At 56.0% G+C, this 24,843-nt stretch carries 24 protein-coding genes and 1 tRNA gene; 16 read left to right on the forward strand and 9 right to left on the reverse strand.

Going from position 1 to position 24,843, the window contains the following annotated elements; translation table 11 throughout:
* Positions 1-66: 66 nt before the first annotated feature.
* The 4 genes from PYR66_17450 to PYR66_17465 all read left to right on the forward strand — a co-directional run bounded on the left by PYR66_17450 (position 67) and on the right by PYR66_17465 (position 6,296).
* Positions 67-975, forward strand: a complete 909-nt coding sequence (locus tag PYR66_17450; GenBank protein WEF27070.1) for a dihydrodipicolinate synthase family protein — start codon at positions 67-69, stop codon at positions 973-975.
* Positions 976-991: 16 nt separating this feature from the next.
* A complete protein-coding gene (locus PYR66_17455) occupies positions 992-2,959 on the forward strand; it encodes a YjhG/YagF family D-xylonate dehydratase (protein WEF27071.1) in 1,968 nt (655 codons plus the stop codon).
* A gap of 330 nt (positions 2,960-3,289) precedes the next feature.
* Positions 3,290-4,669 carry a glycoside-pentoside-hexuronide (GPH):cation symporter gene (locus tag PYR66_17460; protein WEF27072.1) on the forward strand — a complete coding sequence of 460 codons (1,380 nt, stop codon included), beginning with the start codon at positions 3,290-3,292 and terminating at the stop codon, positions 4,667-4,669.
* Positions 4,670-4,679: 10 nt separating this feature from the next.
* Positions 4,680-6,296, forward strand: a complete 1,617-nt coding sequence (locus tag PYR66_17465; GenBank protein WEF27073.1) for a glycoside hydrolase family 43 protein — start codon at positions 4,680-4,682, stop codon at positions 6,294-6,296.
* Between the two features lie 12 nt (positions 6,297-6,308).
* Here the strand turns inward: PYR66_17465 and PYR66_17470 are convergent, their stop codons facing one another.
* Positions 6,309-7,070: an IclR family transcriptional regulator gene (locus tag PYR66_17470; GenBank protein ID WEF27074.1), complete on the reverse strand. Its 762-nt coding sequence runs from the start codon at positions 7,068-7,070 to the stop codon at positions 6,309-6,311.
* Positions 7,071-7,283: 213 nt separating this feature from the next.
* Positions 7,284-7,360: transfer RNA gene (locus PYR66_17475), tRNA-Arg, on the reverse strand.
* A gap of 321 nt (positions 7,361-7,681) precedes the next feature.
* Here PYR66_17475 and folD point away from each other — a divergent pair.
* Both folD and ybcJ read left to right on the forward strand, forming a co-directional pair.
* On the forward strand, positions 7,682-8,548 hold the full coding sequence (gene folD / locus PYR66_17480; GenBank protein WEF27075.1) for a bifunctional methylenetetrahydrofolate dehydrogenase/methenyltetrahydrofolate cyclohydrolase FolD: 867 nt from the start codon (positions 7,682-7,684) through the stop codon (positions 8,546-8,548).
* A 1-nt stretch (position 8,549) separates the two neighbouring features.
* On the forward strand, positions 8,550-8,762 hold the full coding sequence (ybcJ, locus tag PYR66_17485; GenBank protein WEF27076.1) for a ribosome-associated protein YbcJ: 213 nt from the start codon (positions 8,550-8,552) through the stop codon (positions 8,760-8,762).
* A 60-nt stretch (positions 8,763-8,822) separates the two neighbouring features.
* Here the strand turns inward: ybcJ and cysS are convergent, their stop codons facing one another.
* Positions 8,823-10,208 (reverse strand): cysteine--tRNA ligase, encoded by a 1,386-nt coding sequence (cysS, locus tag PYR66_17490; GenBank protein ID WEF27077.1) that lies wholly within the window; start codon positions 10,206-10,208, stop codon positions 8,823-8,825.
* 173 nt (positions 10,209-10,381) lie between these two features.
* On the opposite strand from cysS, the gene ppiB reads away from it, so the two are divergent.
* From ppiB to mnmH, 5 genes are all read left to right on the forward strand, one after another.
* Positions 10,382-10,876 (forward strand): peptidylprolyl isomerase B, encoded by a 495-nt coding sequence (gene ppiB, locus PYR66_17495; protein WEF27078.1) that lies wholly within the window; start codon positions 10,382-10,384, stop codon positions 10,874-10,876.
* A 3-nt stretch (positions 10,877-10,879) separates the two neighbouring features.
* Positions 10,880-11,602 carry a UDP-2,3-diacylglucosamine diphosphatase gene (gene lpxH / locus PYR66_17500; GenBank protein WEF27079.1) on the forward strand — a complete coding sequence of 241 codons (723 nt, stop codon included), beginning with the start codon at positions 10,880-10,882 and terminating at the stop codon, positions 11,600-11,602.
* A gap of 119 nt (positions 11,603-11,721) precedes the next feature.
* Positions 11,722-12,231, forward strand: a complete 510-nt coding sequence (gene purE / locus PYR66_17505) for a 5-(carboxyamino)imidazole ribonucleotide mutase (GenBank protein ID WEF27080.1) — start codon at positions 11,722-11,724, stop codon at positions 12,229-12,231.
* Complete coding sequence (gene purK / locus PYR66_17510; protein ID WEF27081.1) at positions 12,228-13,295, forward strand: 5-(carboxyamino)imidazole ribonucleotide synthase; 1,068 nt, start codon at positions 12,228-12,230, stop codon at positions 13,293-13,295. The genes purE and purK overlap by 4 nt, the downstream gene beginning before the upstream one ends.
* Before the next feature lie 109 nt (positions 13,296-13,404).
* Positions 13,405-14,481 (forward strand): tRNA 2-selenouridine(34) synthase MnmH, encoded by a 1,077-nt coding sequence (gene mnmH / locus PYR66_17515; protein ID WEF27082.1) that lies wholly within the window; start codon positions 13,405-13,407, stop codon positions 14,479-14,481.
* 106 nt (positions 14,482-14,587) lie between these two features.
* Here the strand turns inward: mnmH and PYR66_17520 are convergent, their stop codons facing one another.
* The 3 genes from PYR66_17520 to PYR66_17530 form a co-directional block, all read right to left on the reverse strand.
* Positions 14,588-15,733: a porin gene (locus tag PYR66_17520; GenBank protein WEF27083.1), complete on the reverse strand. Its 1,146-nt coding sequence runs from the start codon at positions 15,731-15,733 to the stop codon at positions 14,588-14,590.
* Between the two features lie 181 nt (positions 15,734-15,914).
* Positions 15,915-18,329, reverse strand: coding sequence for an ABC transporter permease (locus tag PYR66_17525; GenBank protein WEF27084.1), 2,415 nt, complete (start codon positions 18,327-18,329; stop codon positions 15,915-15,917).
* On the reverse strand, positions 18,326-19,012 hold the full coding sequence (locus tag PYR66_17530) for an ABC transporter ATP-binding protein (protein ID WEF27085.1): 687 nt from the start codon (positions 19,010-19,012) through the stop codon (positions 18,326-18,328). Before PYR66_17530 ends, PYR66_17525 begins: the two co-directional genes overlap by 4 nt.
* Between PYR66_17530 and tesA the strand changes: the two genes are divergently transcribed.
* From tesA to PYR66_17545, 3 genes are read left to right on the forward strand one after another with little or no spacing between them, the layout of a single operon-like run.
* On the forward strand, positions 18,983-19,606 hold the full coding sequence (gene tesA / locus PYR66_17535) for a multifunctional acyl-CoA thioesterase I/protease I/lysophospholipase L1 (protein ID WEF30488.1): 624 nt from the start codon (positions 18,983-18,985) through the stop codon (positions 19,604-19,606). The two genes, PYR66_17530 and tesA, sit on opposite strands and share 30 nt — an antisense overlap.
* Positions 19,596-20,402, forward strand: a complete 807-nt coding sequence (locus PYR66_17540; protein ID WEF27086.1) for an SDR family oxidoreductase — start codon at positions 19,596-19,598, stop codon at positions 20,400-20,402. The genes tesA and PYR66_17540 overlap by 11 nt, the downstream gene beginning before the upstream one ends.
* A gap of 58 nt (positions 20,403-20,460) precedes the next feature.
* On the forward strand, positions 20,461-21,315 hold the full coding sequence (locus PYR66_17545; protein WEF27087.1) for a co-chaperone YbbN: 855 nt from the start codon (positions 20,461-20,463) through the stop codon (positions 21,313-21,315).
* A gap of 98 nt (positions 21,316-21,413) precedes the next feature.
* Here PYR66_17545 and fetB read toward each other — a convergent pair whose 3' ends face one another.
* Positions 21,414-22,196 carry an iron export ABC transporter permease subunit FetB gene (gene fetB, locus PYR66_17550; GenBank protein ID WEF27088.1) on the reverse strand — a complete coding sequence of 261 codons (783 nt, stop codon included), beginning with the start codon at positions 22,194-22,196 and terminating at the stop codon, positions 21,414-21,416.
* Complete coding sequence (fetA, locus tag PYR66_17555) at positions 22,183-22,860, reverse strand: iron ABC transporter ATP-binding protein FetA (GenBank protein WEF27089.1); 678 nt, start codon at positions 22,858-22,860, stop codon at positions 22,183-22,185. The genes fetB and fetA overlap by 14 nt, the downstream gene beginning before the upstream one ends.
* Positions 22,861-23,063: 203 nt before the next feature.
* On the opposite strand from fetA, the gene PYR66_17560 reads away from it, so the two are divergent.
* Together PYR66_17560 and PYR66_17565 are read left to right on the forward strand one after the other, a co-directional pair.
* Positions 23,064-23,981, forward strand: a complete 918-nt coding sequence (locus tag PYR66_17560; GenBank protein WEF27090.1) for an SPFH/Band 7/PHB domain protein — start codon at positions 23,064-23,066, stop codon at positions 23,979-23,981.
* Positions 23,978-24,436, forward strand: coding sequence for an NfeD family protein (locus PYR66_17565; GenBank protein ID WEF27091.1), 459 nt, complete (start codon positions 23,978-23,980; stop codon positions 24,434-24,436). The genes PYR66_17560 and PYR66_17565 overlap by 4 nt, the downstream gene beginning before the upstream one ends.
* Here PYR66_17565 and cueR read toward each other — a convergent pair.
* Complete coding sequence (cueR, locus tag PYR66_17570) at positions 24,433-24,843, reverse strand: Cu(I)-responsive transcriptional regulator (protein WEF27092.1); 411 nt, start codon at positions 24,841-24,843, stop codon at positions 24,433-24,435. The genes PYR66_17565 and cueR overlap by 4 nt on opposite strands.

Consider the following 24,843-nt stretch of genomic DNA (forward strand, 5'->3'; position numbering starts at 1 on the left):
ACAGTAAATCCATTAATAAGAACACAGTTCTATAATATAGAACAAAATAAAAATTAAGGGGTCTCCATGCAACCAGCAGTGCAGTTCTCAGGCATCATTCCTCCGGTGTCGACGTTGTTCACGCCAAATGGGCAACTTGATGCGAAAAGCACCGGCGTATTGATTGACGATCTTATTACCGCGGGTGTGGATGGGCTTTTCTTCCTCGGCAGTGGCGGTGAGTTTTCCCAGCTTTCGGTGGATGAACGCAAGGCGGTTGCGCAGTTTGTGACGTCACATGTTAATAAGCGTGTACCGGTGCTCATTGGTACTGGCGGCACCAACGCGCGCGAAACGATTGCTCTTAGCCAGCATGCACAAGAGTGTGGCGCAGATGGGATCGTGGTTATCAACCCCTACTACTGGAAAGTGTCGGAAGAGAACCTGGTGAATTACTACCAGCAGGTGGCGGATAGCGTCACGCTGCCGATAATCCTGTATAACTTCCCTGCTCTGACCGGGCAGGATCTCACGCCAGCCATAGTGAAACGTCTGGCGGCGTCACGTAAAAACATCGTCGGCATTAAAGATACCATAGACTCCATCGCCCACATCCGCAGCATGGTTAACATCGTGAAAGCGGAGCATCCGTACTTCAGCGTGCTGTGTGGCTATGACGACCATCTGTTCAACACTCTCATGCTGGGCGGTGATGGCGCGATTTCAGCAAGCGTAAACTTTGCCCCGCAGCTGTCGGTGAATCTGCATCGCGCATTCCTTGAGGGGGATCTCGGCACTGCGGCGAAAATTCACCAAAAGCTGGTACAGGTGCCGCAGATTTATCAACTGGACACCCCGTTTGTGAATGTGATTAAAGAGGCGATGGTGCTGTGCGGACGTGATATGTCAACCTGGACAATGCCGCCCGCGGGCGTGCTGGATGATGCGCATCGCCAGCAGTTAAAAGCGCTGCTGAAACGCCTTGAACTCTGCTGAGCGGGAGAGCGAAAAGATGTCTATCAACACCATTTTTACACCGCAGGATGAACTGTTTTATGCGGTGAAAACCCATGCAGCAGGGCCACAGGGCGCGTTGCCGCTGACGCCGCAGATGCTACTGGAGTCGCCGAGTGGCAATCTGTTCGGCATGACGCAAAACGCAGGAATGGGCTGGGACGCCAACAAGCTTACCGGGCGTGAAGTATTGCTGATTGGCACTCAGGGTGGTATTCGCCACTCGGATGGCCGCCCGATCGCACTGGGCTATCACACCGGGCACTGGGAAATTGGCCTGCAAATGTCGGCGGCAGCGAAAGAGATTACGCGCCTGAGCGGCATTCCGTTTGCGGCATTTGTCAGCGATCCGTGTGACGGGCGCTCGCAGGGTACGCATGGGATGTTCGATTCACTCCCCTACCGTAACGATGCAGCGATCGTTTTTCGCCGTTTGATCCGTTCGCTGCCAACGCGGCGCGCGGTAATTGGCGTGGCAACCTGCGATAAAGGTCTCCCTGCGACGATGATCGCCCTGGCGTCGATGCACGATCTGCCGGTGATCCTCGTGCCGGGTGGGGCGACATTGCCACCGACTTTTGGTGAAGATGCTGGAAAGGTTCAGACCATCGGCGCGCGCTACGCTAATCATGAGCTGAGTTTGAAAGAGGCATCTGAGCTGGGCTGTCGCGCCTGCGCATCGCCCGGCGGCGGCTGCCAGTTCCTTGGCACTGCGGGCACTTCGCAGGTGGTAGCGGAAGCATTAGGCCTGGCATTGCCGCATTCGGCGCTGGCGCCGTCGGGCCAGGACGTGTGGCTGGAAATAGCCCGTCAGTCGGCACGCGCGGTGATGGCACTGGATGAAAAGGGAATGACTGCACGCGATATTCTGACCGATAAAGCGATTGAGAATGCGATGGTGGTGCATGCGGCCTTTGGCGGATCAACGAACCTACTGCTGCATATTCCGGCCATCGCCCATGCGGCGAAGTGTCGCCTGCCGGATGTGGCGCAATGGAGCGCTATTAACCGCAAAGTACCACGGCTGGTGAGCGTGCTGCCCAACGGGCCGGATTATCATCCGACGGTACGTGCGTTCCTTGCGGGCGGCGTGCCGGAGGTAATGCTACATCTGCGTCAACTCGGGTTACTGCATGAAGATGTGTTGACGGTGACCGGGCAGACGCTCGGTGAAAACCTTGACTGGTGGGAGCACTCCGAGCGTCGCACGAAGTTCCGTCAGTGTCTGCGTGAACAGGACGGCGTGGAGCCTGATGAGGTGATTCTGTCGCCGGAAGGCGCAAAAGCGAAAGGGATGACGTCAACGGTGGCCTTCCCGGTAGGTAACATCGCGCCAGAAGGTTCAGTGATCAAGGCCACGGCGATCGATCCTTCCGTTGTCGATGAGGACGGTGTGTATCGCCATACGGGCGCGGCTCGCGTCTTTGTATCGGAAGAGGCGGCGATCAAAGCCATCAAACAGGGACAAATCCAGCAAGGCGATATCATGGTGATCATCGGCGGCGGTCCATCGGGCACCGGGATGGAAGAAACTTACCAGCTCACGTCTGCGCTTAAACATATTTCGTGGGGGAAAACCGTGTCGCTGATTACGGATGCGCGTTTCTCGGGCGTTTCTACCGGTGCATGTTTAGGGCACGTTGCGCCAGAAGCGCTGGCAGGTGGGCCGATTGGCAAGCTGCGCGATGGCGATATTATTGAGATAGTCGTCGATCGCCTGTCCCTTAAAGGTAGCGTGAACTTTATCGGTAGTCCGGAGGGGCGTATAACGCCGGAAGAAGGCGCTGTCGTGCTGGCGGAACGCAAGCTTCATCCAGGCCTGAAAGCACATGACTACTTGCCGGATGATACACGCTTGTGGGCGGCGTTGCAGGCGGTCAGTGGCGGTACCTGGAAAGGTTGTATTTATGATACGGATAAAATTATCGAAGTGATTAACGCCGGTAAAAAAGCTTTGGGCCTTTAATTCATTAGATTCTATTTAACAGGCCGCTAAATAAATATATTTGGCGGCCAAAAACGTATTTATAAAAATATATCATCCTTCCCGGGAGGTTTCGTTGTTTCTATTTCCAGGCAAAGTGAATCGTTATCACAGAAGTTAAAATACATAATCAATAAATTAAAAATGGTAATTGTTGCTGCATACCATCCCTTCTTACAATCTATCTCGCAATAATTATCTAATAAGCATACGAATAAAGGGTGTATTCCTCACAAATGCACAAGCAGGCATTTTATTTTGTAGGTCCCGGCCATTCGGAATGAATTCCTCTCATATGACCTGGAGGTAAAAATGCAGTTAACCATGAAAGATAAAATCGGCTACGGGCTGGGTGATACCGCCTGCGGTTTTGTCTGGCAGGCCACCATGTTTTTGCTGGCGTACTTCTATACGGATGTCTTTGGCCTGTCAGCGGGCGTCATGGGTACGCTATTCCTGATTTCACGCGTGCTGGATGCGGTAACCGATCCGTTGATGGGGCTGGTGGTAGACCGTACCCGCACCCGCTACGGCCAGTTCCGCCCATATCTGCTGTGGGGGGCGATTCCATTTGGCATCATCTGCATATTAACGTTCTATACGCCAGACTTATCGGTTAACGGGAAAATTATCTATGCGTCCATTACCTATATTTTACTGACCTTAGTCTATACCTTCGTCAACGTTCCATACTGCGCCATGCCTGGCGTGATTACCGCTGACCCGAAAGAGCGTCATGCGTTACAGTCGTGGCGCTTTTTCCTCGCTGCCGCCGGTTCATTAGCGATTAGCGGTATTGCCTTACCGCTGGTTAATATTATTGGTAAAGGTAATGAACAACTCGGTTATTTCGGCGCAATGTGCGTGTTGGGCATTTGCGGCGTGGTGTTGCTATTTGTCTGCTTCTTCACGACCAAAGAACGTTATACCTTTGATGTTCAACCGGGAACTTCTGTTAAGCAGGACCTCAAGCTATTAATGGGCAACAGCCAGTGGCGCATCATGTGCGCCTTTAAAATGATGGCGACCGGTTCTAACGTAGTACGTGGTGGCGCAACACTCTATTTCGTGAAATACGTCATGGATCACCCGGAGCTGGCCACGCAATTTCTGCTCTACGGCAGCCTGGCAACCATGTTTGGATCGCTCTGTTCGTCTCGCCTGCTCGGGCGCTTCGACCGTGTGACCTCGTTTAAATGGATTATCGGTATTTATTCACTAATTAGCCTGAGTATTTTCTTTGTACCGTCGGACAGTATCGTAGCGATCTTCGCGCTGAATATTCTGTTCCTGTTCGTCTTTAATACCACGACGCCGTTGCAATGGTTGATGGCGTCCGATGTGGTGGATTACGAAGAGAGCCGCAGTGGACGGCGCCTCGATGGCCTGGTCTTCTCGACGTATCTCTTTAGCCTAAAAATGGGCCTGGCGATTGGTGGCGCGCTGGTGGGTTGGATCCTCGCATTCTCCAGCTACTCCGCAGGCAATGCCGTGCAGCCTGATAACGTACTGACCACCATCAAAATTCTCTTCTGTATCGTTCCTGTCGTGCTCTATGTCGGTATGTTTACGCTGCTGTCATTCTACAAACTGAGCAGCAAACGCGTGGAAGAAATCAGCCAGCAGCTGCAACGTCAGCGTACCGCACAGCCTGAAATACCCCCTACCGATACCGCTGCGGCGGTGAACTGAGGAGAGCACTATGTACCAGATTGAAAACCCCATTTTGACCGGTTTCAACCCGGATCCATCGCTGTGTCGCGTAGGGGAAGACTATTACATCGCCACCTCGACCTTTGAGTGGTTCCCTGGTGTGCGTATATATCACTCCCGCGATCTGAAAAACTGGTCGCTGGTCAGTACGCCGCTCAACAGCGTGGCGCTGCTGGATATGAAAGGCAACCCGGATTCCGGCGGCATCTGGGCACCTTGTCTGAGTTACGCTGATGGCAAATTCTGGCTGCTTTATACTGACGTAAAAATTGTCGATTCGCCGTGGAAAAATGGCCGTAATTTCCTGGTCACCGCGCCGTCTATAGAGGGGCCGTGGAGCGCCCCGATCCCGATGGGCAACGGCGGCTTTGACCCTTCGCTGTTCCACGATACCGACGGGCGGAAATACTATATCTATCGCCCGTGGGGGCCGCGTCACCACAGCAACCCGCATAACACTATTGTGATGCAGGAATTTTTCGCCGATACGCAGACGCTATCGCCAGAACGGACTACGCTCTTTACCGGCACGCCGTTGGGCTACACCGAAGGGGCGCATATTTATCGCCGCGAGGGTTACTACTATCTGCTGGTGGCGGAAGGTGGAACCAGCTATGAGCATGCGGTGGTGGTGCTACGCGCTAAAACGCTGGCCGGGCCGTATGAGCTGCATCCTGACGTCACCATGATGACCAGCTGGCATTTGCCGGAGAATCCGCTGCAAAAGAGCGGCCACGGCTCTCTACTCGAAACCCATACCGGTGAATGGTATATGGCGTATCTGACCAGCCGCCCACTGCATCTTCCGGGTATCCCGCGATTAGCTGCCGGTGGACGCGGATACTGCCCGCTCGGCCGTGAGACGGGCATCACCCGCATTGAATGGCGTGATGGCTGGCCTTATGTAGAAGGCGGCAAACACGCGGCGCTCACGGTGCCGGGGCCACGGATGACGGAGCAGGCGGCTTCAGGCTCGGGGGCATGGCGCACCGATTTCGACAGCGACAGGCTCGACCCGGAGCTGCAAACGCTGCGTATTCCGTTTGATGAAACGCTCGGTTCGCTCACCGCACGGCCGGGGTTTTTGCGCCTGTACGGCAATGATTCGCTGAATTCCACCTTTACTCAATCTACCGTGGCTCGCCGCTGGCAACATTTCCGTTTCCGCGCGGAAACGCAGATGGCCTTTTCACCACGTCATTTCCAACAGAGCGCCGGGCTAACCTGTTATTACAACAGCAAAAACTGGACCTACTGTTTTATGGACCGGGAAGAAGATCGCGGGCGAACGCTGAAGATTATTCAGCTCGATCACAACGTGGCGCACTGGCATCTTTATGACCACCCGATTCCGGTACCGGATGAAGTGGAAAATGTCTGGCTGCGGGTGGAGGTGGATGCACTGGCGTACCGCTATAGCTATTCATTCGATGGTGAGAACTGGCAGACCATCCCGCTGACGTTCGAGGCGTGGAAACTCTCCGATGACTACATCGGTGGTAGAGGTTTCTTTACCGGCGCGTTTGTGGGGCTGCACTGCGAGGATATCAGCGGCGACGGCTGCTACGCTGATTTTGCCTCGTTCTCTTATCAGCCAGAAAGTTAACTGTCGGCTGGGCTAGCGCTCGCGGTAGCCCAGCGTTTTCGATAACCCCATCCCGGCGTCGATCAGCATCTGGCGATAGGTTGCCAGACTGTCGTCGTTGACGCGTGATGTCAGCGTTGAGAGGCTTAGCGCCGCGATGACTCGCGACTCATGATTCCAGACCGGAACCGCGATGCAGCGCACGCCCGGCTCGTTTTCTTCATTATCCATGGCGTAGCCGCTGTTGCGGGTTTCTTGCAAAGCGGCAAGCAGCGAGGCGCGGCTGGTAAGCGTTGACGGCGTAAAACCCTGGTACACATATCCCTCCAGTACGGCGGCACACTCTTCCTCGCTAAGCCAGGCAAGCAGCACCTTACCGATGGCGGTGGCGTGCACGGGCAAACGGCGACCGATACGTGAATAGGCGATAGCCGCCTGCTTACCTTCGATTTTTTCGATATAGACGCCTTCGTTACCATCCAGAATCCCCAGATGGGTGGTTTGTCCGGTTTCCTGAGAAAGGGTCGTTAGCCAGCTTTTTGCTTTCTGGCGAATATCCATGGTGCCAACCACAAAGTGCCCACGCTCAACCAGTTTCATTCCCAGACGGTATTTGCCGTTTTCCGGATTCTGATCGATGTAGCCATGAAGCTGAAGGGTTTTCAGAAGCGAGTGGAGGGTGCTTTTGCTCAATCCCATCTGTTTGCTGATTTCGGTGATTTTGAGCTCCGTCGCCTGCTCATTAAACAGGCCGAGGATCTGTAAAGCACGTTCAACAGACTGAATTATTGGCATTATTTATTACCGTCCACGAAGAGTTCTCCTCGTGAGACCGTACTATTTTCGCTGCCGAAAAGCAATGCCGGATGGCGGCGTAAACACGGTATCCGGCGATCATTTCACGGAACACGCGCGGAAAATTGACGCCATTTTGGCAATAACGACACAAATACGACACCAGGGGAAAATCAGGCTGGATTAAAATTAACGTAACTGGTTGATTTTAAATGGTACGCCCTACAGGATTCGAACCTGTGACCTACGGCTTAGAAGGCCGTTGCTCTATCCAGCTGAGCTAAGGGCGCACTGAGAAGCGGGAGCTTCGAGGGGTGCAATCGCGTGAAATTATACGGTCAAGCTTCAATGAGTCAATTCATTTTGCCGGGAAAAGACAGCAGCATAGCGAGCTTGTCGAATATTAACGCGATGTCTGGTTAAGGATTGTTCGCATCGTTCTCCCTTGCTCTACCGTACGCTCCGCCCTGATCCCTAAAAATTGCCACCTCTCCCCCGCCTCCAGCGCTGAAAACAGATAAAAACGTAAACGATGACTGACAGCGAGGCTGGCTTCTGACAAAATATCACTATCCCCCTTTCGTAAAGTTACAGATGGAATCCTCTCTCTGATGGCAGCAAAAATTATTGACGGTAAAACGATTGCGCAGCAGGTGCGCTCTGAGGTCGCGGAAAAAGTGAAGGCTCGCGTTGCGGCCGGAAAACGCGCTCCTGGGCTCGCCGTCGTGTTAGTTGGCAGCAACCCTGCGTCGCAGATTTATGTCGGCAGCAAACGCAAGGCATGCGAAGAGGTCGGCTTCGTCTCCCGCTCCTACGATCTCCCGGAAACCACCAGCGAGGCAGAGCTGCTGGAACTTATCGACACCCTGAACGCCGATAGCGCCATCGACGGTATTCTGGTGCAGCTTCCACTGCCTGCCGGCATCGATAATGTCAAAGTTCTTGAACGCATCGCGCCGGACAAAGACGTCGATGGCTTCCATCCCTATAATGTCGGTCGCCTGTGCCAGCGCGCTCCGCGCCTGCGCCCATGTACTCCGCGCGGTATTGTCACGCTGCTTGAACGCTACAACATTGATACCTATGGCCTTAATGCGGTTGTGATTGGCGCGTCCAACATCGTTGGCCGCCCGATGAGCATGGAGCTGCTGTTGGCGGGCTGCACCACCACCGTCACCCACCGCTTCACCAAAAACCTGCGTCACCATGTCGAAAATGCCGACCTGCTGATCGTCGCGGTTGGTAAACCGGGCTTTATTCCGGGCGAGTGGATCAAAGAAGGCGCGATCGTCGTGGACGTCGGCATTAACCGTCTGGAAAGCGGCAAAGTGGTCGGCGATGTGGTCTTTGAAGACGCGGCGGAACGCGCCTCCTACATCACTCCCGTCCCGGGCGGCGTTGGCCCAATGACCGTGGCCACCCTCATTCAGAACACGCTACAGGCGTGCGAAGAATATCACGACATTCAGGAGGCCTAAGATGGCGACTTTTTCTCTGGGCAAACACCCGCATGTTGAACTGTGCGACCTGCTGAAGCTGGAAGGCTGGAGCGAAAGCGGCGCGCAGGCGAAGATTGTCATCGCTGAAGGGCTGGTGAAAGTCGATGGCGCCGTTGAAACCCGCAAACGCTGCAAGATTGTCGCGGGTCAGACGGTAACCTTTGAAGGTCAAAGCATTACCGTTACCGCATAATCTTCTCTGGCACCTTTTCCGCCATCACCGACGGCGGAAAAGGCATCGGCTGTATTACGCTTACTTACGGCGCCAGGTAGTACCCTGCGGGCCATCTTCCAGTACGATACCCATTTCGTTAAGACGATCGCGCGCCGCATCCGCCGCCGCCCAGTCCTTCGCTTTACGCGCGTCCAGACGCTGTTGGATCAGCGATTCAATTTCCGCTACCTCGCCATCATCGGCCTGAGCACCGCTCTGCAGGAAGACATCTGGCTCCTGCTCCAGCAGACCCAACACCGAGGAGAGCTTGCGCAAGTGAGCCGCCATCGCATTCGCCACCGCCGTATCTTCACCCTTCAGGCGGTTGACCTCACGCGCCATATCAAACAGCACCGAGTAAGCCTCCGGGGTGTTGAAATCATCGTCCATCGCCTCGATAAAGCGCGCTTCAAAGGCTTCGCCGCCTGCGGGCTGTGCGGATGCGTCGGTGCCGCGCAGCGCGGTATACAGACGTTCCAGCGCCGAACGCGCCTGCTTGAGGTTCTCTTCGCTGTAGTTCAGCTGACTGCGATAGTGACCGGACATCAGGAAGTAGCGAATCGTCTCGGCGTCGTAGTACTTCAGCACATCGCGAACGGTGAAGAAGTTGCCCAACGATTTTGACATTTTCTCGCGATCGACCATCACCATGCCGGAGTGCATCCAGTAGTTGACGTATTCGCCATCATGGGCGCAAGTAGACTGCGCGATTTCGTTTTCGTGGTGCGGGAACATCAAATCCGAACCGCCGCCGTGGATATCGAAATGGTTGCCCAGTTGTTTGCAGTTCATCGCCGAGCACTCAATGTGCCAACCCGGACGACCTTCGCCCCACGGCGACGGCCAGCTCGGCTCGCCCGCTTTCGACATCTTCCACAGAACGAAGTCCATCGGGTTGCGCTTCACGTCAACCACATCGACACGTGCGCCCGCCTGCAGTTGGTCGAGATCCTGGCGCGACAGCAAACCGTAGTTCGGATCGGTCGGGACGTCGAACATGACGTCGCCGTTATCCGCGACATAGGCGTGACCGCGAGCGATCAGCTGCTCGGTAATGTCGATAATCTCGGCGATATGGTGGGTGGCGCGCGGTTCGTTATCCGGACGCAGAATGTTCAGAGCGTCAAAATCTTTGTGCATTTCGGCGATCATGCGATCGACCAGCGCGACAAAGCTTTCGCCATTCTCATTAGCGCGCTTAATGATTTTATCGTCGATATCGGTAATGTTGCGCACATACTTCAGCTTATAGCCGAGGAAACGCAGGTAACGAGCCACGACATCAAAAGAGACGAAGGTACGGCCATGACCGATATGACAGAGATCGTAAACGGTAATACCACACACGTACATGCCAACTTCCCCGGCATGAATAGGTTTAAATTCTTCTTTTTGGCGCGTCAGTGTATTAAAAATTTTTAACATCGAAGATTCCGTGTAGACGTGTGTGGATATAAGTCGCTTATTCTAACCCTAATTCAAACCGGAAGCAGCACACATTGCAAGGTGCATCGACCCCCGAGGTTATGCTATAACAGCCACCTATGTCATACCCAACCTTGGGTTCAGCACTACAATCATCGGAACAGGATGCAAAAATGGTTACTTTCCACACCAATCATGGCGATATCGTAATCAAAACGTTTGACGACAAAGCGCCGGAAACAGTTAAAAACTTCCTGGACTACTGCCGCGAAGGTTTCTACGACAACACCATTTTCCACCGTGTTATCAACGGCTTCATGATTCAAGGCGGCGGTTTCGAGCCGGGCATGAATCAGAAAGAAACCAAATCTCCGATTCAGAACGAAGCGAACAACGGCCTGAAAAACACCCGCGGTACGCTGGCCATGGCCCGTACTCAGGCGCCGCACTCCGCTACCGCCCAGTTCTTCATCAACGTGGCCGATAACGACTTCCTGAACTTCTCTGGCGAGAGCCTGCAGGGTTGGGGTTACTGCGTATTTGCCGAAGTCGTTGAAGGCATGGACGTAGTTGACAAAATCAAAGCGGTTGCCACCGGCCGCAGCGGCATGCACCAGGACGTGCCGAAAGAAGATGTGGTGATCAAAAGCGTCACCGTCAGCGAATAATTCGTGGCGACACTTTTTATTGCGGACCTACATCTGCAAACAGAAGAACCGGCGATCACCGCCGGTTTTCTGCGTTTTTTAGCTGGCAGCGCCCGCGAGGCGGATGCGCTGTATATCCTCGGCGACCTGTTTGAAGCCTGGATCGGCGATGACGATCCGAACCCGCTACATCAGCAAATCGCCGCAGCTATCAAAGCCGTCGTCGACAGCGGCATCCCCTGTTACTTCATCCACGGCAACCGTGATTTTCTTGTCGGCCAGCGTTTTGCCCGCCAGAGCGGCATGACCCTGCTTGCCGAAGAAGTATTGCTGGATCTGTATGGCCGTGACGTATTGATTATGCACGGCGACACACTGTGTACCGATGACGCAGGCTATCTGGCGTTTCGCGCCAAGGTCCATACCCCGTGGATCCAACGTTTGTTCCTCGCGCTGCCGCTGTTTATTCGCCGCCGCATCGCCGCTAAAATGCGCGCCGATAGCAAAGCCGCTAACAGCAGCAAATCAATGGACATCATGGATGTGAACCCGCAGGCGGTCGTTGACGCCATGGAAAGACATCAGGTTCAGTGGCTGATTCACGGCCATACCCATCGCCCCGCCGTCCACGAACTGCAGGCGAACGGTCAGCCCGCATGGCGCGTTGTCCTCGGCGCCTGGCACCGCGAAGGCTCGATGGTCAAAGTCAGCGAAGACGACGTCGAACTCATCCACTTCCCGTTTTAATTTCGCCGACAACTTCCGGCGTTTTCCGCCGACGCAACCGTTTTCCTTGCCGAGATATCGTGCTATTCTCTGTGGCCTCTAAAGCAGTGTGAAGCACACCCACAGGAGTTTTCAGACGCATGTCTTCCCGCAATAATCCGGCGCGTATCGCCATCGTGATGGGGTCCAAAAGCGACTGGGCTACCATGCAGTTCGCCGCAGAAATCCTCGATACCCTGAACGTTCCGCACCATGTTGAAGTGGTCTCTGCCCACCGTACTCCCGATAAACTGTTTAGCTTCGCCGAAGGTGCTGAAAGCAATGGTTATCAGGTGATTATCGCCGGTGCGGGCGGCGCGGCGCATCTGCCGGGCATGATTGCAGCGAAAACCCTGGTGCCGGTGCTCGGCGTGCCGGTACAGAGCGCGGCATTAAGCGGCGTTGACAGCCTCTATTCTATTGTCCAGATGCCGCGCGGGATCCCGGTCGGCACGCTGGCCATCGGCAAAGCCGGTGCCGCTAACGCCGCTCTGCTCGCCGCGCAAATTCTCGCGCAGCATGATGCCGAACTGCACCAGCGCCTGAGCGCCTGGCGCCAGGCGCAAACCGATGAGGTGCTGGATAACCCGGACCCGCGGGGTGAGGCATGAAGCAGGTTTGCGTCCTCGGCAACGGACAGTTAGGTCGCATGTTGCGTCAAGCTGGCGAGCCACTGGGCATCGCCGTGTGGCCGGTCGGGCTGGAAGCTGACCCGGAGGCGGTACCGTTCCAGCAAAGCGTGATCACCGCTGAAATCGAGCGCTGGCCGGAAACCGCTCTGACCCGCGAACTGGCCCGCCATCCGGCGTTCGTCAACCGTGATGTCTTTCCGATTATCGCCGACCGCCTGACACAGAAACAGCTGTTCGACAAGCTTGGCCTCGCCACCGCGCCCTGGCAATTGCTGGCGGATAAAAGCGAATGGCCAGCCGTGTTTGCCCGTCTGGGCGAGCTGGCGATCGTCAAGCGCCGCGTCGGTGGTTATGACGGCCGCGGCCAGTGGCGTTTACGTGAAAACGAAACCGCACAACTGCCAGACGATAATTACGGTGAGTGTATCGTCGAGCAGGGGATTAACTTCTCCGGCGAAGTGTCGCTGGTCGGCGCTCGCGGGCGCGACGGCAGTACGGTGTTTTATCCGCTGACCCGCAACCTGCACCAGGACGGCATTCTGCGCGCCAGCGTCGCCTTCCCGCAGGCCAATGTGCGCCAACAGGAGCAGGCGGAAAGTATGCTGTCGGCCATCATGGGCGAGCTGAACTACGTCGGCGTGATGGCGATGGAGTGCTTTGTTACCGCCGAAGGACTACTGATCAACGAGCTGGCACCACGCGTCCACAACAGCGGCCACTGGACGCAGAACGGCGCTTCCATCAGCCAGTTTGAACTGCATCTGCGCGCCATTACCGGCCTGCCACTGCCGCCGCCGGTGGTCAACAGCCCTTCGGTGATGATCAACCTGATCGGCAGCGATCTGAACTACGATTGGCTGAAGCTGCCGCTAGTACATCTGCACTGGTACGACAAAGAGGTTCGTCCGGGGCGTAAAGTCGGACACCTGAATCTAACCGACAGCGATACCGACCGTCTGAGCGCGACCCTGGAAGCGCTGAAGCCGTTGCTGCCAGCCGAATACGCCAGCGGTATTTTCTGGGCGCAATCGCAGCTCAATTAAACCATTCGTGCCGGAGAATTGATCTCCCCCCTTCCCCGGCACGCCCTTCGGCGCGTAGAATCCCCTCCTCGCAATAAGCACATCCGGTTTTAACTCAAAAGGACGACCCATGGAAAATGGGACACATTATCGCGCCATCCTCAGCGCGGATACGCCGCTTATCGACGTCCGCGCGCCGGTGGAATTCAACCAAAGCGCGATGCCCGCGGCGGTTAACCTGCCGCTGATGAACGACGATGAACGCGCCGCCGTCGGCACCTGTTATAAACGTCAGGGGCCGGAGGCGGCACTCGCTCTCGGCCATAAGCTGGTTGATGGCGAGCTTCGCGCCAGCCGCCTCAAGGCGTGGATGGCGGCCTGCGCCCGTCATCCGCAGGGCTACCTGTGTTGCGCTCGCGGCGGCCAGCGCTCGCATATCGCGCAGCAGTGGTTGCGCGAGGCGGGCATCGACTACCCGCTGATTGTCGGCGGTTATAAAGCCTTACGCCAGGCGGCGATTCAGGCCACCGAAGAGCTGGTACAGCGCCCTATCGTGCTGATTGGCGGCTGTACCGGCAACGGTAAAACCCAGTTGGTCTGCTCGCGCCCCGACGGTATCGATCTCGAAGGCCACGCCCACCATCGCGGCTCTTCATTTGGCCGCACGCTGCAACAGCAGCACCCGCAGGCGACTTTCGAAAACCATCTGGCGGTCTCCTTGATCAAAAAAGCCGAACAGCAGGCGCGCTGGGTGCTGGAAGATGAAGGCCATATGATCGGCGCCAACCACTTGCCGGAGTGCATGCGCATCCGCATGGCGCAGTCGCCGCTGGCGGTGGTGGAAGATCCATTTGAAGTACGTCTCGAACGACTGCGTGAAGAGTACTTCGATCGCATGTATCACGATTTTATCGCCGCTTACGGTGAGGAGAAAGGCTGGCAGGAGTACGGCGAATATCTGCATCATGGGTTGTTTGCTATCCGCCGCCGTCTGGGGCTACAGCGTTTTGCGCAGTTGACCAGCCTGCTCGACGAGGCGCTGGCGCAGCAGCAGCGTACCGCCAGTACCGAGGCGCATTTCGCCTGGCTGGTGCCGCTATTAAATGAATACTACGACCCGATGTATCGCTATCAGTTGGGGAAAAAAGCCGAGAAGATTATCTTTCGCGGCAACTGGCAGGAAGTCGCCGCCTGGCTGGCAAAGTAGTGTCCCCAACCAGACGGCGTTCCGGGTAGCGGCTATCGCCTTACCCGAGCTACTCAAATTGCAGATAAGTAACCCGGCTAAGCGCAGCGCAAGCCGGGGAAGTTCCTTAGAAGTCGTAACGCAGACGTACCAGGTTCATATCACCCAGGTTATCGGTGCTGGAAGTGAATACGTGTTCGTAGTCAACACGGAAGCCATAATCCAGCTGGAAGCTAATACCCAGACCGTTATCGATACGCTGGTAGTTGCGGCCATTCACGTACTGCAGGCGGTCGCCCATAAAGTACGGCTGAATAGATTTGACTGCGTACTGGTTGATCGGGAATTTATAGCCCGCGAAGTATTCAATACCCCAGGCATCGCCAGCAAAATAGTTGTAAACATCGGTTTTCTTGGTAGTCAGGAAGTTCTGATACCAGCCGCCGCCGAAGGAGAAGGTCCAGTTATCCGGAGTCCAGCTCAGCGCGGTACCGACGATATTCTGGTCATAGGTTTTGCTGTCAGAGCTTGACGGATCGCGCATTTCGGCACGGGTGTAGTTCCACGCGGTACCCCAGGTCAGATCCTTCATGATGTGGTAATCCGCACCGATTGAACCACCGCCTTTACGCTTGTAGCGCAGGCCGTTGCCCGGCAGGTATTCATTGTCTGCGAACAGATAAGAGGCGTACAGATCAACATCGCCAACGGTTTTCTTATATTTCAGCATACTGCGTGAACGATAAGAACCATCGTAGTCGCCGTTAATACCGTTACCCGGGGCCTGGCCGATCATATCGTAGTCCCAGATATCGGTTTTCACACCAACCACATCATAGTAAATACTGTTTTGCTGACCGTAGGTCAGTGTACCCCAGGTATCGCTCTTCAGACCGGTATACAGCATACGGCGAGAGGTGTTATTCGCGCCTTCCGCATAGTGGTTATCCCAGTCAAACAGCGCCGGAATGTTCACGCCCAGTTCGTAGTAGCTGATCCAGCTAATATCATCAAACAGATAGTAATCAGCGGCGAAGCGGAAACGGGTGCCGCCGTCGAAACCGTTACGTTTGTAGGAACCTTTATCGCCATCGCCGGTCATCATGTTGAACTGCGGACGAATACTGCCGCCGACGGTGAAGTTAAGGCGACTTAACGGATCGCCCGCCTGTGGATCTTGTTTCAGTAGCGTAATCTCAGCCTGGGATGCAAAAGAAGTTAACGCTAATGCTGCGCCGATCGTGATCGCCAACGCTTTTATTTTATGTGCCATGCTTTTTCCTTGAGTAATAAACAACCTTATATTTGCCAGTTGAATATTAACTGCGAATTAGCATGAAGTGTTGTCCGGTTTTTAATGTTTTGTGCGCTTAAAAATCAAGTAATTATCATTTTGTGCCGTTAATAAAAAAGCGCCGCGAATTTGCGCGGCGCATCATAAAAATGAAATAATTTTACTGGTTAAATTGGCGGAATAACGCTTTGCCTTTTAATAAGCGTAATCCCAACCAACCGCCGCACAGCGATAATAAAATGGCGCCGGAAAGCGGCAGCATCACCCACAAACGCCAGTCCGGCGCCCACGGGAAATCAAACACTTTCGTTTGCAGCATCGCCAACGCGACTTCAGCGCCGATTGCTGCCACCAACCCGGAAACCACGCCAAGTAAGGCGAATTCCGCCCACAGCGTGGTGCGCAGCAAGGTTTTACCGGCGCCCAGCGTACGCCAGACCACCAGCTCCTGATGCCGCTGGCGCATCCCGACCTGCACCTGAGCCAGCAATAACAGCACTCCGCAGGCCGTCACCAGCACGACCATCACCTCCAGCGCCCGACTCACCTGCGTCAATACCTGGCCGACCTGTCGCAAAATGGCGCCGATATCGAGCAGGCTAACAGTCGGGAATTCGCGATTAAGCTGAGTCAGCATCGCGTTGCCGTTATCCCAACGGAAACTGGTTAGCCAGCTTTGCGGTTGGCCATCCAACGCGCCGGTCGGGAAAATAAAGAAGAAGTTAGGCCGCAGGCTCTCCCAATCCACCTTTCGCACGCTGGTGACCATCGCACTAAATTCCTGAGTATCGCCGGTAAAGGTGACGCTATCGCCGATCTTGATACCCAGACGCTGCGCCAACCCTTCTTCAATCGACACCTCGCCCGCTTTTGGCGGCCAACTACCGGCCACCAGAGGGTTATGATCCGGACGCTGCGCGCTCCAGGTCAGATTGAGCTCGCGATTCAGCGCTTCGTCTTTATTTCCCTCTGTCGCCTGACCGTTAATCTGCGTCAGACGCGCCCGTACGATAGGGTAAAATTCCGCTGCACGGGTGTGGTGTTCGGCAAGGAACGTCTTCACCGGTATCACCTGTTCCGGGGCGATATTGATCAAGAAATAGTTCGGACTTTCCGGCGGCAACTGCTGCTGCCAGCGTTCGAGCAGATCGCCGCGCAGGATCAGCAATAACGCCAGCAGCATAAACGACAGTGAGAACGCCGCCAGTTGGCTAAGCGTCGACCATGGCTGACGCAGCAGGCGGTTTACCGCCAGACGCAGCGGCAGCGCCTTCAGCGTTAAACGCTTGAGTAACCACAGGAGCCCCCAGCCCACCAGCCCGCAGAGCAGCGCCAATACCACCACCCCGGCCAGCACCGACCACAGCAGCGGACTACCGCCCATCAACCAGGCCAACCCACCGACCACTATCGCGCACACCACGGGAATATAGTGTTTCAGCGGCCAGACATCGGCCACCACGTCCTGGCGTAGCACTCGCAGCGGTAGCGTTGCCAGTAGTAAGCGATATGGCCGCCAGCCGACCAGCAGCGAAATCACCACCATCGCGCCGATGGCCCACAGCCACGGCCAGCCGCTGGCGGGCGGCAACGCGGCGGGCAGCACCGGTTTTAACATCAGCAGCAAGGCGTTTTCCAACAGCAGCCCCATGGCGCCCCCCGCCACAACGGCCAGCGCCAGTAGCATCAGCCACTGGCCGACGATCAGTTTACGTAGCTGCGCCCGTCCGGCGCCCAGCGTCTTAAGGATGGCAACCAGATCGTAGCGGCTACGGCAGTAGTGCCCCATCGCCACCGCCACCGCGGCGACCGCCAGTAGCAAGGTCAGCAAAGCGGAAAGCAGTAAGAATTGCTGCGAACGCTCCAGCGATTTCCCCAGCGCGCTATCGTCCTGCTCCAGCCCAATCCAGCGATGCTCCGGGCCAAGCTTCGGCAACAGCCACTGCTCGTAAGCCGCTAGCTGCTGCGCGTTACCGGCAAATTTATAGCGCCAGGAGACGCGGCTGCCGGGCTGTACTGCGCCCGTTTTCGCGACATCGGCGATATTCATCATCAGGCGCGGCGCCATCTGGAAGGGATTAAACCCGGCATCAGGCTCCTGGATCACCTCGCCGGCGATACGCAACGTGGCGTCGCCGACATCAATATTATCGCCGGTTTTCAGGTTCAGCAGCGCCATCAGTCGTGGCGCTAACAACACGCTGCCGCGTTGTGGTTTTAACCCTGCGGGCGCCGTCTCCAGCGTACCGTATAGCGGATAGGTATCATCAACCGCCTTAACGTCCGCCAGCTGCGGGGTATCACCCGCAAAAGTCATGGTGGCGAAGCTCAGCTGTTCGCCAACGGTCAGTCCGAGTTCCCGCGCCCGCGCGAGCCACTCAGCAGGGACTTCGCGCGAACTGCGCAGCGTGCGGTCGCCAGCCATAAACTCGCGACTTTGCTGGCTAAGCCCTTTCTCCATGCGGTCGCTGATTGACCCCAACGCCAACACGCAGGCCACCGCCAGGCTTAACGCCAGCCAGACGATCAGCAGCGAAGGCGAGCGCCATTCGCGCCAGAACCAACGGGCGATCATGCTTCCTCCCGCAACAGGCCATCCACCAGACGCAGCCGGCGATCGCAGCGCGCCGCCAGCAACGGATCGTGAGTCACCAGAATCAACGTGGTGCCGTGTTCACGGTTAAGCGAGAACAGCAGATCGGCAATTTTATCGCCGGTCTGCCTGTCGAGGTTGCCGGTAGGCTCATCGGCAAACAGCAGCGCCGGGCGACCGTTGAAGGCGCGAGCCAGCGCCACTCGCTGCTGCTCGCCGCCGGAAAGCTGTGCCGGCAGGTGATGCAGGCGTTTGCCAAGCCCCAGTTGTTCGAGCAGCGCGCGCGCATCGCCCCGACTCTGGCTATCGCTGGCGCCGCGCAGCAGCGCCGGCAGCTCGACGTTCTCCAGCGCATTCAGCGTCGGGATCAGCATGAACGATTGAAATACAAAACCCACATGCTTCGCGCGCAGCTTCGCCCGCGCTTCTTCATCCATCTGATGCAGCGGCTGACCCAGCAGAGAGACTTCGCCGCTGCTGCCGTCGTCGAGCCCGGCCAGAATCGCCAATAGCGTCGATTTCCCGGAACCAGACTCGCCAATCAGGGCAATAGTTTGCGCCGGTTTGACAACCAGCTCAACTCCGGTAAGGATGGACAGTTGATTCTCTCCCTGACCGACGGATTTCTTAAGATGATGAACTTCAAGTATGTTTTCCGCTGGCATTTGCCTTTCCTGTTTATGATCCTGTTTACCTGCCGCGCTATGGCGGCAGATACGCTGTTAGTACTCGGCGACAGCCTGAGCGCCGGTTATCGCATGGCGGCCAACGCCGCCTGGCCTGCTCTGCTCAATGAAAAGTGGCAGACGAAAACGCCAGTGGTCAACGCCAGCATTAGCGGCGACACCGCACAGCAGGGACTGGCGCGCCTGCCCGCGCTACTTAAACAGCATCAGCCGCGCTGGGTACTGGTGGAACTGGGCGGCAACGACGGGCTGCGTGGTTTCCCGCCACAGCAAACAGAACAAACGCTGCGCACCGTTATTCAGGATATCAAAGCGGCGAACGCTCAACCGCTGCTGATGCAAATACGCCTGCCCGCCAATTACGGGCGTCGTTATAATGAAGCCTTTAGCGCGATTTATCCGCAACTGGCCAAAGAGTTTACTATTCCTCTGCTGCCCTTTTTTATGGAAGAGGTTTATCTGAAACCACAATGGATGCAGGACGATGGCATTCACCCCAATCGCGATGCACAACCGTTTATTGCCAACTGGATGGCAACCCGGTTGGCTCCCTTAGTTAATCATGACTCCTGAACGCCGGGAGTCATTTACAGGTAAAGTTATGCAAAAATCGGTTTTAGTTACAGGATGTTCCAGCGGAATTGGCCTGGAAAGCGCACTCGATTTAAAGCGCCAGGGCTTCCGGGTGCTGGCCGCCTGCCGCAAGCCGGAAGATGTCGCGCGGATGCAGGAACTGGGGTTGACCGGTATTTTGCTGGATCTCAATGATCCGCAAAGCGTCGAACACGCCGCCGCCGCCGTCATCGCGCTGACCGATAACCGCCTGTATGGCCTGTTCAATAATGCCGGTTACGGCGTCTACGGCCCGCTGCTCACCATCAGTCGCCAGCAGATGGAACAACAGTTTTCCGCCAACTTTTTTGGCGCGCATCAGCTCACCATGCTGTTGCTGCCCGCCATGCAGCCGCACGGCGAAGGACGGATTGTGATGACCTCTTCGGTGATGGGCCTGATTTCAAGCCCCGGACGCGGCGCCTATGCCGCCAGCAAATACGCGTTGGAGGCGTGGTCCGATGCGCTACGCATGGAACTGCGCCATAGCGGCATTAAAGTCAGCCTGATTGAACCAGGGCCGATTCGCACCCGTTTTACCACTAACGTCAACCAGACCAGCGACAAAGCGGTAGAGAATCCCGGTATTGCCGCCCGCTTTACCCTCGGTCCGGAAGCGGTGGTGGAAAAAGTGCGCCACGCCTTTGTCAGCGACAGGCCGAAATTACGCTATCCGGTGACCCTGGTCACGCATGTGGTGGCGTGGTTAAAACGCCTGCTGCCGGCCCGCGCCATGGACAAAATTATCCAGGGCTGAGTTGAAGCGCCAAATGTCGCCCCCATCTAAAACAGAAATCGACTAACGAGAGACGCCCATGTCCGAACAGAATATCGTCAATATTACCGAAGCTAACCTGCAGCAGACGCTACAGCAATCCATGAACGCGCCGGTGCTGTTTTATTTCTGGTCCGCTCGCAGCCAGCACTGCGAACAACTGACACCAGTGCTTGAGCGTCTGGCCGCGCAGTACAACGGCCAGTTTACGCTGGCGAAGGTGGATTGCGATGCTGAGCAAATGCTGGCCTCGCAGTTTGGTCTGCGCGCCATTCCGACGGTGTATTTGTTCCAGAACGGCCAGCCGGTCGACGGTTTTGAGGGCCCGCAACCGGAAGAGGCGATCCGCGCCCTGCTGGATAAAGTGCTGCCGCGCGAAGAAGAACTGAAAGCCCAGCAGGCGCTGGCGCTGATGCAGGAAGAAAAATACGCCGACGCGCTGCCGCTGCTAAAAGAGGCCTGGCAGTTGTCGAATCAGGATAGCCAAATTGGCCTGCTGCTCGCGGAAACGCTGATTGCCCTACAGCGTTCCGATGAAGCCGAAGGCGTGCTGAAAACCGTGCCGCTGCAGGATCAGGACACCCGTTATCAAGGCCTGGTGGCGCAGATTGAACTGCTTAAGCAGGCTGCTGATACCCCGGAAATCCAGCAACTTCAGCAGCAGGTAGAACAGAACCCGGATGACGCGGCACTGGCGGCGCAGCTGGCGTTGCAGCTGCATCAGGTCGGGCGTAACGAAGAAGCGCTGGCGCTGCTGTTCAGCCATCTGCAGAAAAATCTGGACGCCGGTGATGGCCAGGTGCGCAAGATGCTGCAGGAGATCCTCGCCGCGCTCGGTACCGGCGACGCGCTGGCTGCCAAATACCGCCGCCAGCTGTATTCACTGCTGTACTAATTCTATGCTCTTACCCGGATAGCGCTGCGCTTATCCGGGCTACAGACCGTGCGAACCAGTAGCCCGGGTAAGGCGCGTACGCCGCAACCCGGGAATGCTTATGGGCGTTTTTTCAACTGCGTCACCACCAGTTGATGACGGGCGTTAAAGAACTTACGGTAGGTGAGATAGCCGGCGATAATCGTCGACAGGCTGGCGGTCGACAGCAGCATAAACGTCACCATAATCTGATACTTAATGGCCTTCACCGGGTCAATCCCGGCAAAAATCAGCCCCGACATCATCCCCGGTAAGCTCACCAGCCCCACCGTTTTTGCCGAATCCACCGTCGGAATCAACGAAGCGCGAATGCTGTCGCGAATCAGCCGCGCAGAGGCCATCTTCGGCGTGGCCCCCAGGCTCAGCTTCTCCTGAATCTGCTGCTGCTCGCTGCTAAAACGCTGGCCCATATTGTTGTAGCACAGCCCCACCGCCACCATCGCGTTACCGGCTACCATCCCGGCAATCGGGATCACCTGCATCGGTACGAAAGCGATCGATCCCGAGAACACCAGCACCGCCAGCGTCAGCCCGGCGCCGGTGGTAATGGCGATAAACGACGAGATAAAAGCCTTGTCGATATATTTACTGCGCTTCTTCGCATTCCACGCTGCGTTAAAGCAGATAAACAGCACCATCAATAGCGTCAGTACCGCATGATTGACGTTGAAGATATATTTCAACACATAGCCGACGATGACCAGCTGCACAACCGCCCGGCAAATACTCCAGATAATATCTTTTTCCAGCGCAAGCTTTTCCCGATAGCTGACGACGATCGCCACCAGCACCAATACCATCGAGAGCGCCAGCGATTCGTTGGTAATATTATGCCCGTTCATTTTTCATCTCCTGCATTTTCCCGCCAGCAGGTTGCAACGTGATCACTTCATCGGCGTGGGCAATTTCGTTCTGATCGTGAGTCACCCACAGAATGGCAATACCTTGTTCCGTCGCATAGCGATGAATAATCTCGTTAACGTTGCGCTTATTACTTTCATCCAGCGCGCTGGTAATTTCATCAAGCAGCAGCACCTGCGGCAGAAACTGCAAATTACGAATCAACGATACCCGCTGCTTTTCACCGCCGGAAAGCTCGTTAATGGATTTTTCCAGCGTATTTTCTGCCAGGCCGAAGCGCTGAAGGTCAGCAGCCAGCGCCTGCGGTTCCGGTTGCTTATTGCGGATCTGCCACGGGAAAATCAGGTTGTCGTAGACCGAATCGCCGAACAGCGCCGGGGTTTGCGCGCAATAGGAAACCTGCTGACGATAGCTTTCCGGCGAAAGCGTAGCGATATCTTTATCGTTGAAAAAAATCTGTCCGGAAGTCGGGCTCAGCAACGAAGCGATAATTTTCAGTAAGGTGCTTTTACCGCAACCGGATGGCCCGGTAATCAGCTTAAATTCCCCGGCCCTAATCTGCAGGTCGATATTATTCAGAATGACCGCATCGTCGGTTTTAAAACCAACCCCCTCGAGGCGTAAAATCGCGTTATTTTCCTTCATTATATGTCCAGTTTATTTCCTAAAACGCAGGTATACCCTAAATAATTCGAGTTGCAGGAAGCCAACGCGCATGCAACTTGAAGTATGACGGGTACAGTTTACTCCAGTTTTCTTTCGCCTGAACAAGGAGAAAGATATACTCTGTTTAAACATGCGCCATTTCTCTGCGGCGCGCCCTCAGGCAACAAGACAGGAGGTTTTTGATGCTGATTTTTATCCCCGTTCTTATTTTCGTCGCGTTGGTCATTGTGGGGGCGGCAGTAAAAATCGTGCCGCAGGGATACCAATGGACCGTCGAACGCTTTGGCCGCTACACGCAAACGCTTCAGCCGGGCTTAAGTTTAGTCGTGCCGTTTATGGACCGAATCGGCCGCAAAGTGAACATGATGGAGCAGGTGCTGGATATCCCTTCGCAGGAGGTTATTTCCCGCGATAACGCCAACGTCACCATTGACGCCGTCTGCTTCATCCAGGTGATCGATGCGCCAAAAGCGGCCTATGAAGTCAGTAATCTTGAGTTGGCGATCGTCAACCTGACGATGACCAACATTCGTACCGTGCTCGGTTCGATGGAACTCGACGAAATGCTTTCCCAGCGCGACAGCATCAACACCCGTCTGCTGCATATCGTCGACGACGCCACCAATCCGTGGGGGGTGAAAATTACCCGCGTCGAGATCCGCGATGTTCGCCCGCCAGCGGAGCTTATCTCCTCGATGAACGCCCAGATGAAAGCCGAACGTACCAAACGCGCTTATATCCTTGAGGCTGAAGGGGTTCGTCAGGCGGAAATCCTCAAAGCGGAAGGCGAAAAACAATCGCAGATCCTCAAGGCCGAAGGTGAACGCCAGTCTGCGTTCCTGCAGGCGGAGGCCCGCGAACGTTCTGCCGAAGCGGAAGCCCGCGCGACCCAGATGGTGTCATCGGCAATTGCCTCCGGCGATATTCAGGCGATTAACTACTTTGTGGCGCAGAAATACACCGATGCGCTGCAACAAATTGGCGCCGCCAACAACAGTAAAGTGGTGATGATGCCGCTGGATGCCAGCAGCCTGATGGGCTCGATTGCCGGGATCAGCGAACTGCTGAAAGAAAGCAGCGCCGAACGGAAAAAATCATGATTGCCCTGATCCTCGCCCATCCGCATATTTTTTGGCTTTGCCTCGGTGGCCTTCTGCTGGCGGCGGAGATGCTCGGCAGCAACGGTTATCTACTGTGGAGCGGCGTGGCCGGCGTGCTCACCGGCCTGCTGACCTGGGTTATTCCGTTCAGTTGGGAGTGGCAGGGGACGCTGTTTGCCGCCCTCACTCTCCTGGCGGCATGGCTGTGGTCAAAATGGTTACGTAAGCGTATGAAACAGCAGCGCCCCGCCGATGCACAGCTTAATCAACGCGGTCAGCAGCTCGTCGGTCGCCATTTTACCCTCGACAATGCGCTGGAGAATGGTCGCGGCCACGTACGCGTCGGCGACAGCTCCTGGCCGGTGATCGCCGATGAAGACCTCGCGGCGGGCAGCAAGGTGGAAGTGATCGCCGTCGAAGGGATCACTTTGCGGGTGAGAGCCGCCGTCCGTTAAGCCTGCGCCTTGCGGTGACAGCAGCCGGAGAGGTTATCGATAATCGGGCAATCCGCGCTGTCGTCGCCGGGACAGGCGTCCGCCAATGCCAGGAGATGCGCGCGCATATTTTGCAGCTCGCCAATATGACGCTCAATATCCGCGACCTTCTCCAGGGTACGCCGTTTCACATCAGCGCTGTGCCGTGACGGGTCGTTGAACAACGCCACCAGCTCGCGGCACTCTTCCAGATTAAACCCCACCTGCCGCGCCTGGCGTAGCAGCGTCAGTTCATCCAGATGCTGCTGGCTGTAGCTGCGATAGCCGTTGTCGCTACGCAGCGGCGGCGTAACCAGCCCTTTCTCTTCGTAAAAACGAATCGCTTTGCTGGTTAAACCGGTTTTTTTCGCGACATCGCTAATATTCAT

This window comes from Klebsiella aerogenes (assembly GCA_029027985.1).
In the GTDB taxonomy this organism is placed as follows: Bacteria; Pseudomonadota; Gammaproteobacteria; order Enterobacterales; family Enterobacteriaceae; genus Klebsiella; species Klebsiella aerogenes_A.

Bases quoted from the DNA above. Each gene is read 5' to 3' on its own strand.
- PYR66_17450 (WEF27070.1), top strand. From the start codon at position 67: ATGCAACCAGCAGTGCAGTTCTCAGGCATCATTCCTCCGGTGTCGACG.
- PYR66_17455 (WEF27071.1), top strand. From the start codon at position 992: ATGTCTATCAACACCATTTTTACACCGCAGGATGAACTGTTTTATGCG.
- PYR66_17460 (WEF27072.1), top strand. From the start codon at position 3,290: ATGCAGTTAACCATGAAAGATAAAATCGGCTACGGGCTGGGTGATACC.
- PYR66_17465 (WEF27073.1), top strand. From the start codon at position 4,680: ATGTACCAGATTGAAAACCCCATTTTGACCGGTTTCAACCCGGATCCA.
- PYR66_17470 (WEF27074.1), bottom strand. From the start codon at position 7,070: ATGCCAATAATTCAGTCTGTTGAACGTGCTTTACAGATCCTCGGCCTG.
- folD (WEF27075.1), top strand. From the start codon at position 7,682: ATGGCAGCAAAAATTATTGACGGTAAAACGATTGCGCAGCAGGTGCGC.
- ybcJ (WEF27076.1), top strand. From the start codon at position 8,550: ATGGCGACTTTTTCTCTGGGCAAACACCCGCATGTTGAACTGTGCGAC.
- cysS (WEF27077.1), bottom strand. From the start codon at position 10,208: ATGTTAAAAATTTTTAATACACTGACGCGCCAAAAAGAAGAATTTAAA.
- ppiB (WEF27078.1), top strand. From the start codon at position 10,382: ATGGTTACTTTCCACACCAATCATGGCGATATCGTAATCAAAACGTTT.
- purE (WEF27080.1), top strand. From the start codon at position 11,722: ATGTCTTCCCGCAATAATCCGGCGCGTATCGCCATCGTGATGGGGTCC.
- purK (WEF27081.1), top strand. From the start codon at position 12,228: ATGAAGCAGGTTTGCGTCCTCGGCAACGGACAGTTAGGTCGCATGTTG.
- mnmH (WEF27082.1), top strand. From the start codon at position 13,405: ATGGAAAATGGGACACATTATCGCGCCATCCTCAGCGCGGATACGCCG.
- PYR66_17520 (WEF27083.1), bottom strand. From the start codon at position 15,733: ATGGCACATAAAATAAAAGCGTTGGCGATCACGATCGGCGCAGCATTA.
- PYR66_17525 (WEF27084.1), bottom strand. From the start codon at position 18,329: ATGATCGCCCGTTGGTTCTGGCGCGAATGGCGCTCGCCTTCGCTGCTG.
- tesA (WEF30488.1), top strand. From the start codon at position 18,983: ATGAACTTCAAGTATGTTTTCCGCTGGCATTTGCCTTTCCTGTTTATG.
- PYR66_17530 (WEF27085.1), bottom strand. From the start codon at position 19,012: ATGCCAGCGGAAAACATACTTGAAGTTCATCATCTTAAGAAATCCGTC.
- PYR66_17540 (WEF27086.1), top strand. From the start codon at position 19,596: ATGACTCCTGAACGCCGGGAGTCATTTACAGGTAAAGTTATGCAAAAA.
- PYR66_17545 (WEF27087.1), top strand. From the start codon at position 20,461: ATGTCCGAACAGAATATCGTCAATATTACCGAAGCTAACCTGCAGCAG.
- fetB (WEF27088.1), bottom strand. From the start codon at position 22,196: ATGAACGGGCATAATATTACCAACGAATCGCTGGCGCTCTCGATGGTA.
- fetA (WEF27089.1), bottom strand. From the start codon at position 22,860: ATGAAGGAAAATAACGCGATTTTACGCCTCGAGGGGGTTGGTTTTAAA.
- PYR66_17560 (WEF27090.1), top strand. From the start codon at position 23,064: ATGCTGATTTTTATCCCCGTTCTTATTTTCGTCGCGTTGGTCATTGTG.
- PYR66_17565 (WEF27091.1), top strand. From the start codon at position 23,978: ATGATTGCCCTGATCCTCGCCCATCCGCATATTTTTTGGCTTTGCCTC.
- cueR (WEF27092.1), bottom strand. From the start codon at position 24,843: ATGAATATTAGCGATGTCGCGAAAAAAACCGGTTTAACCAGCAAAGCG.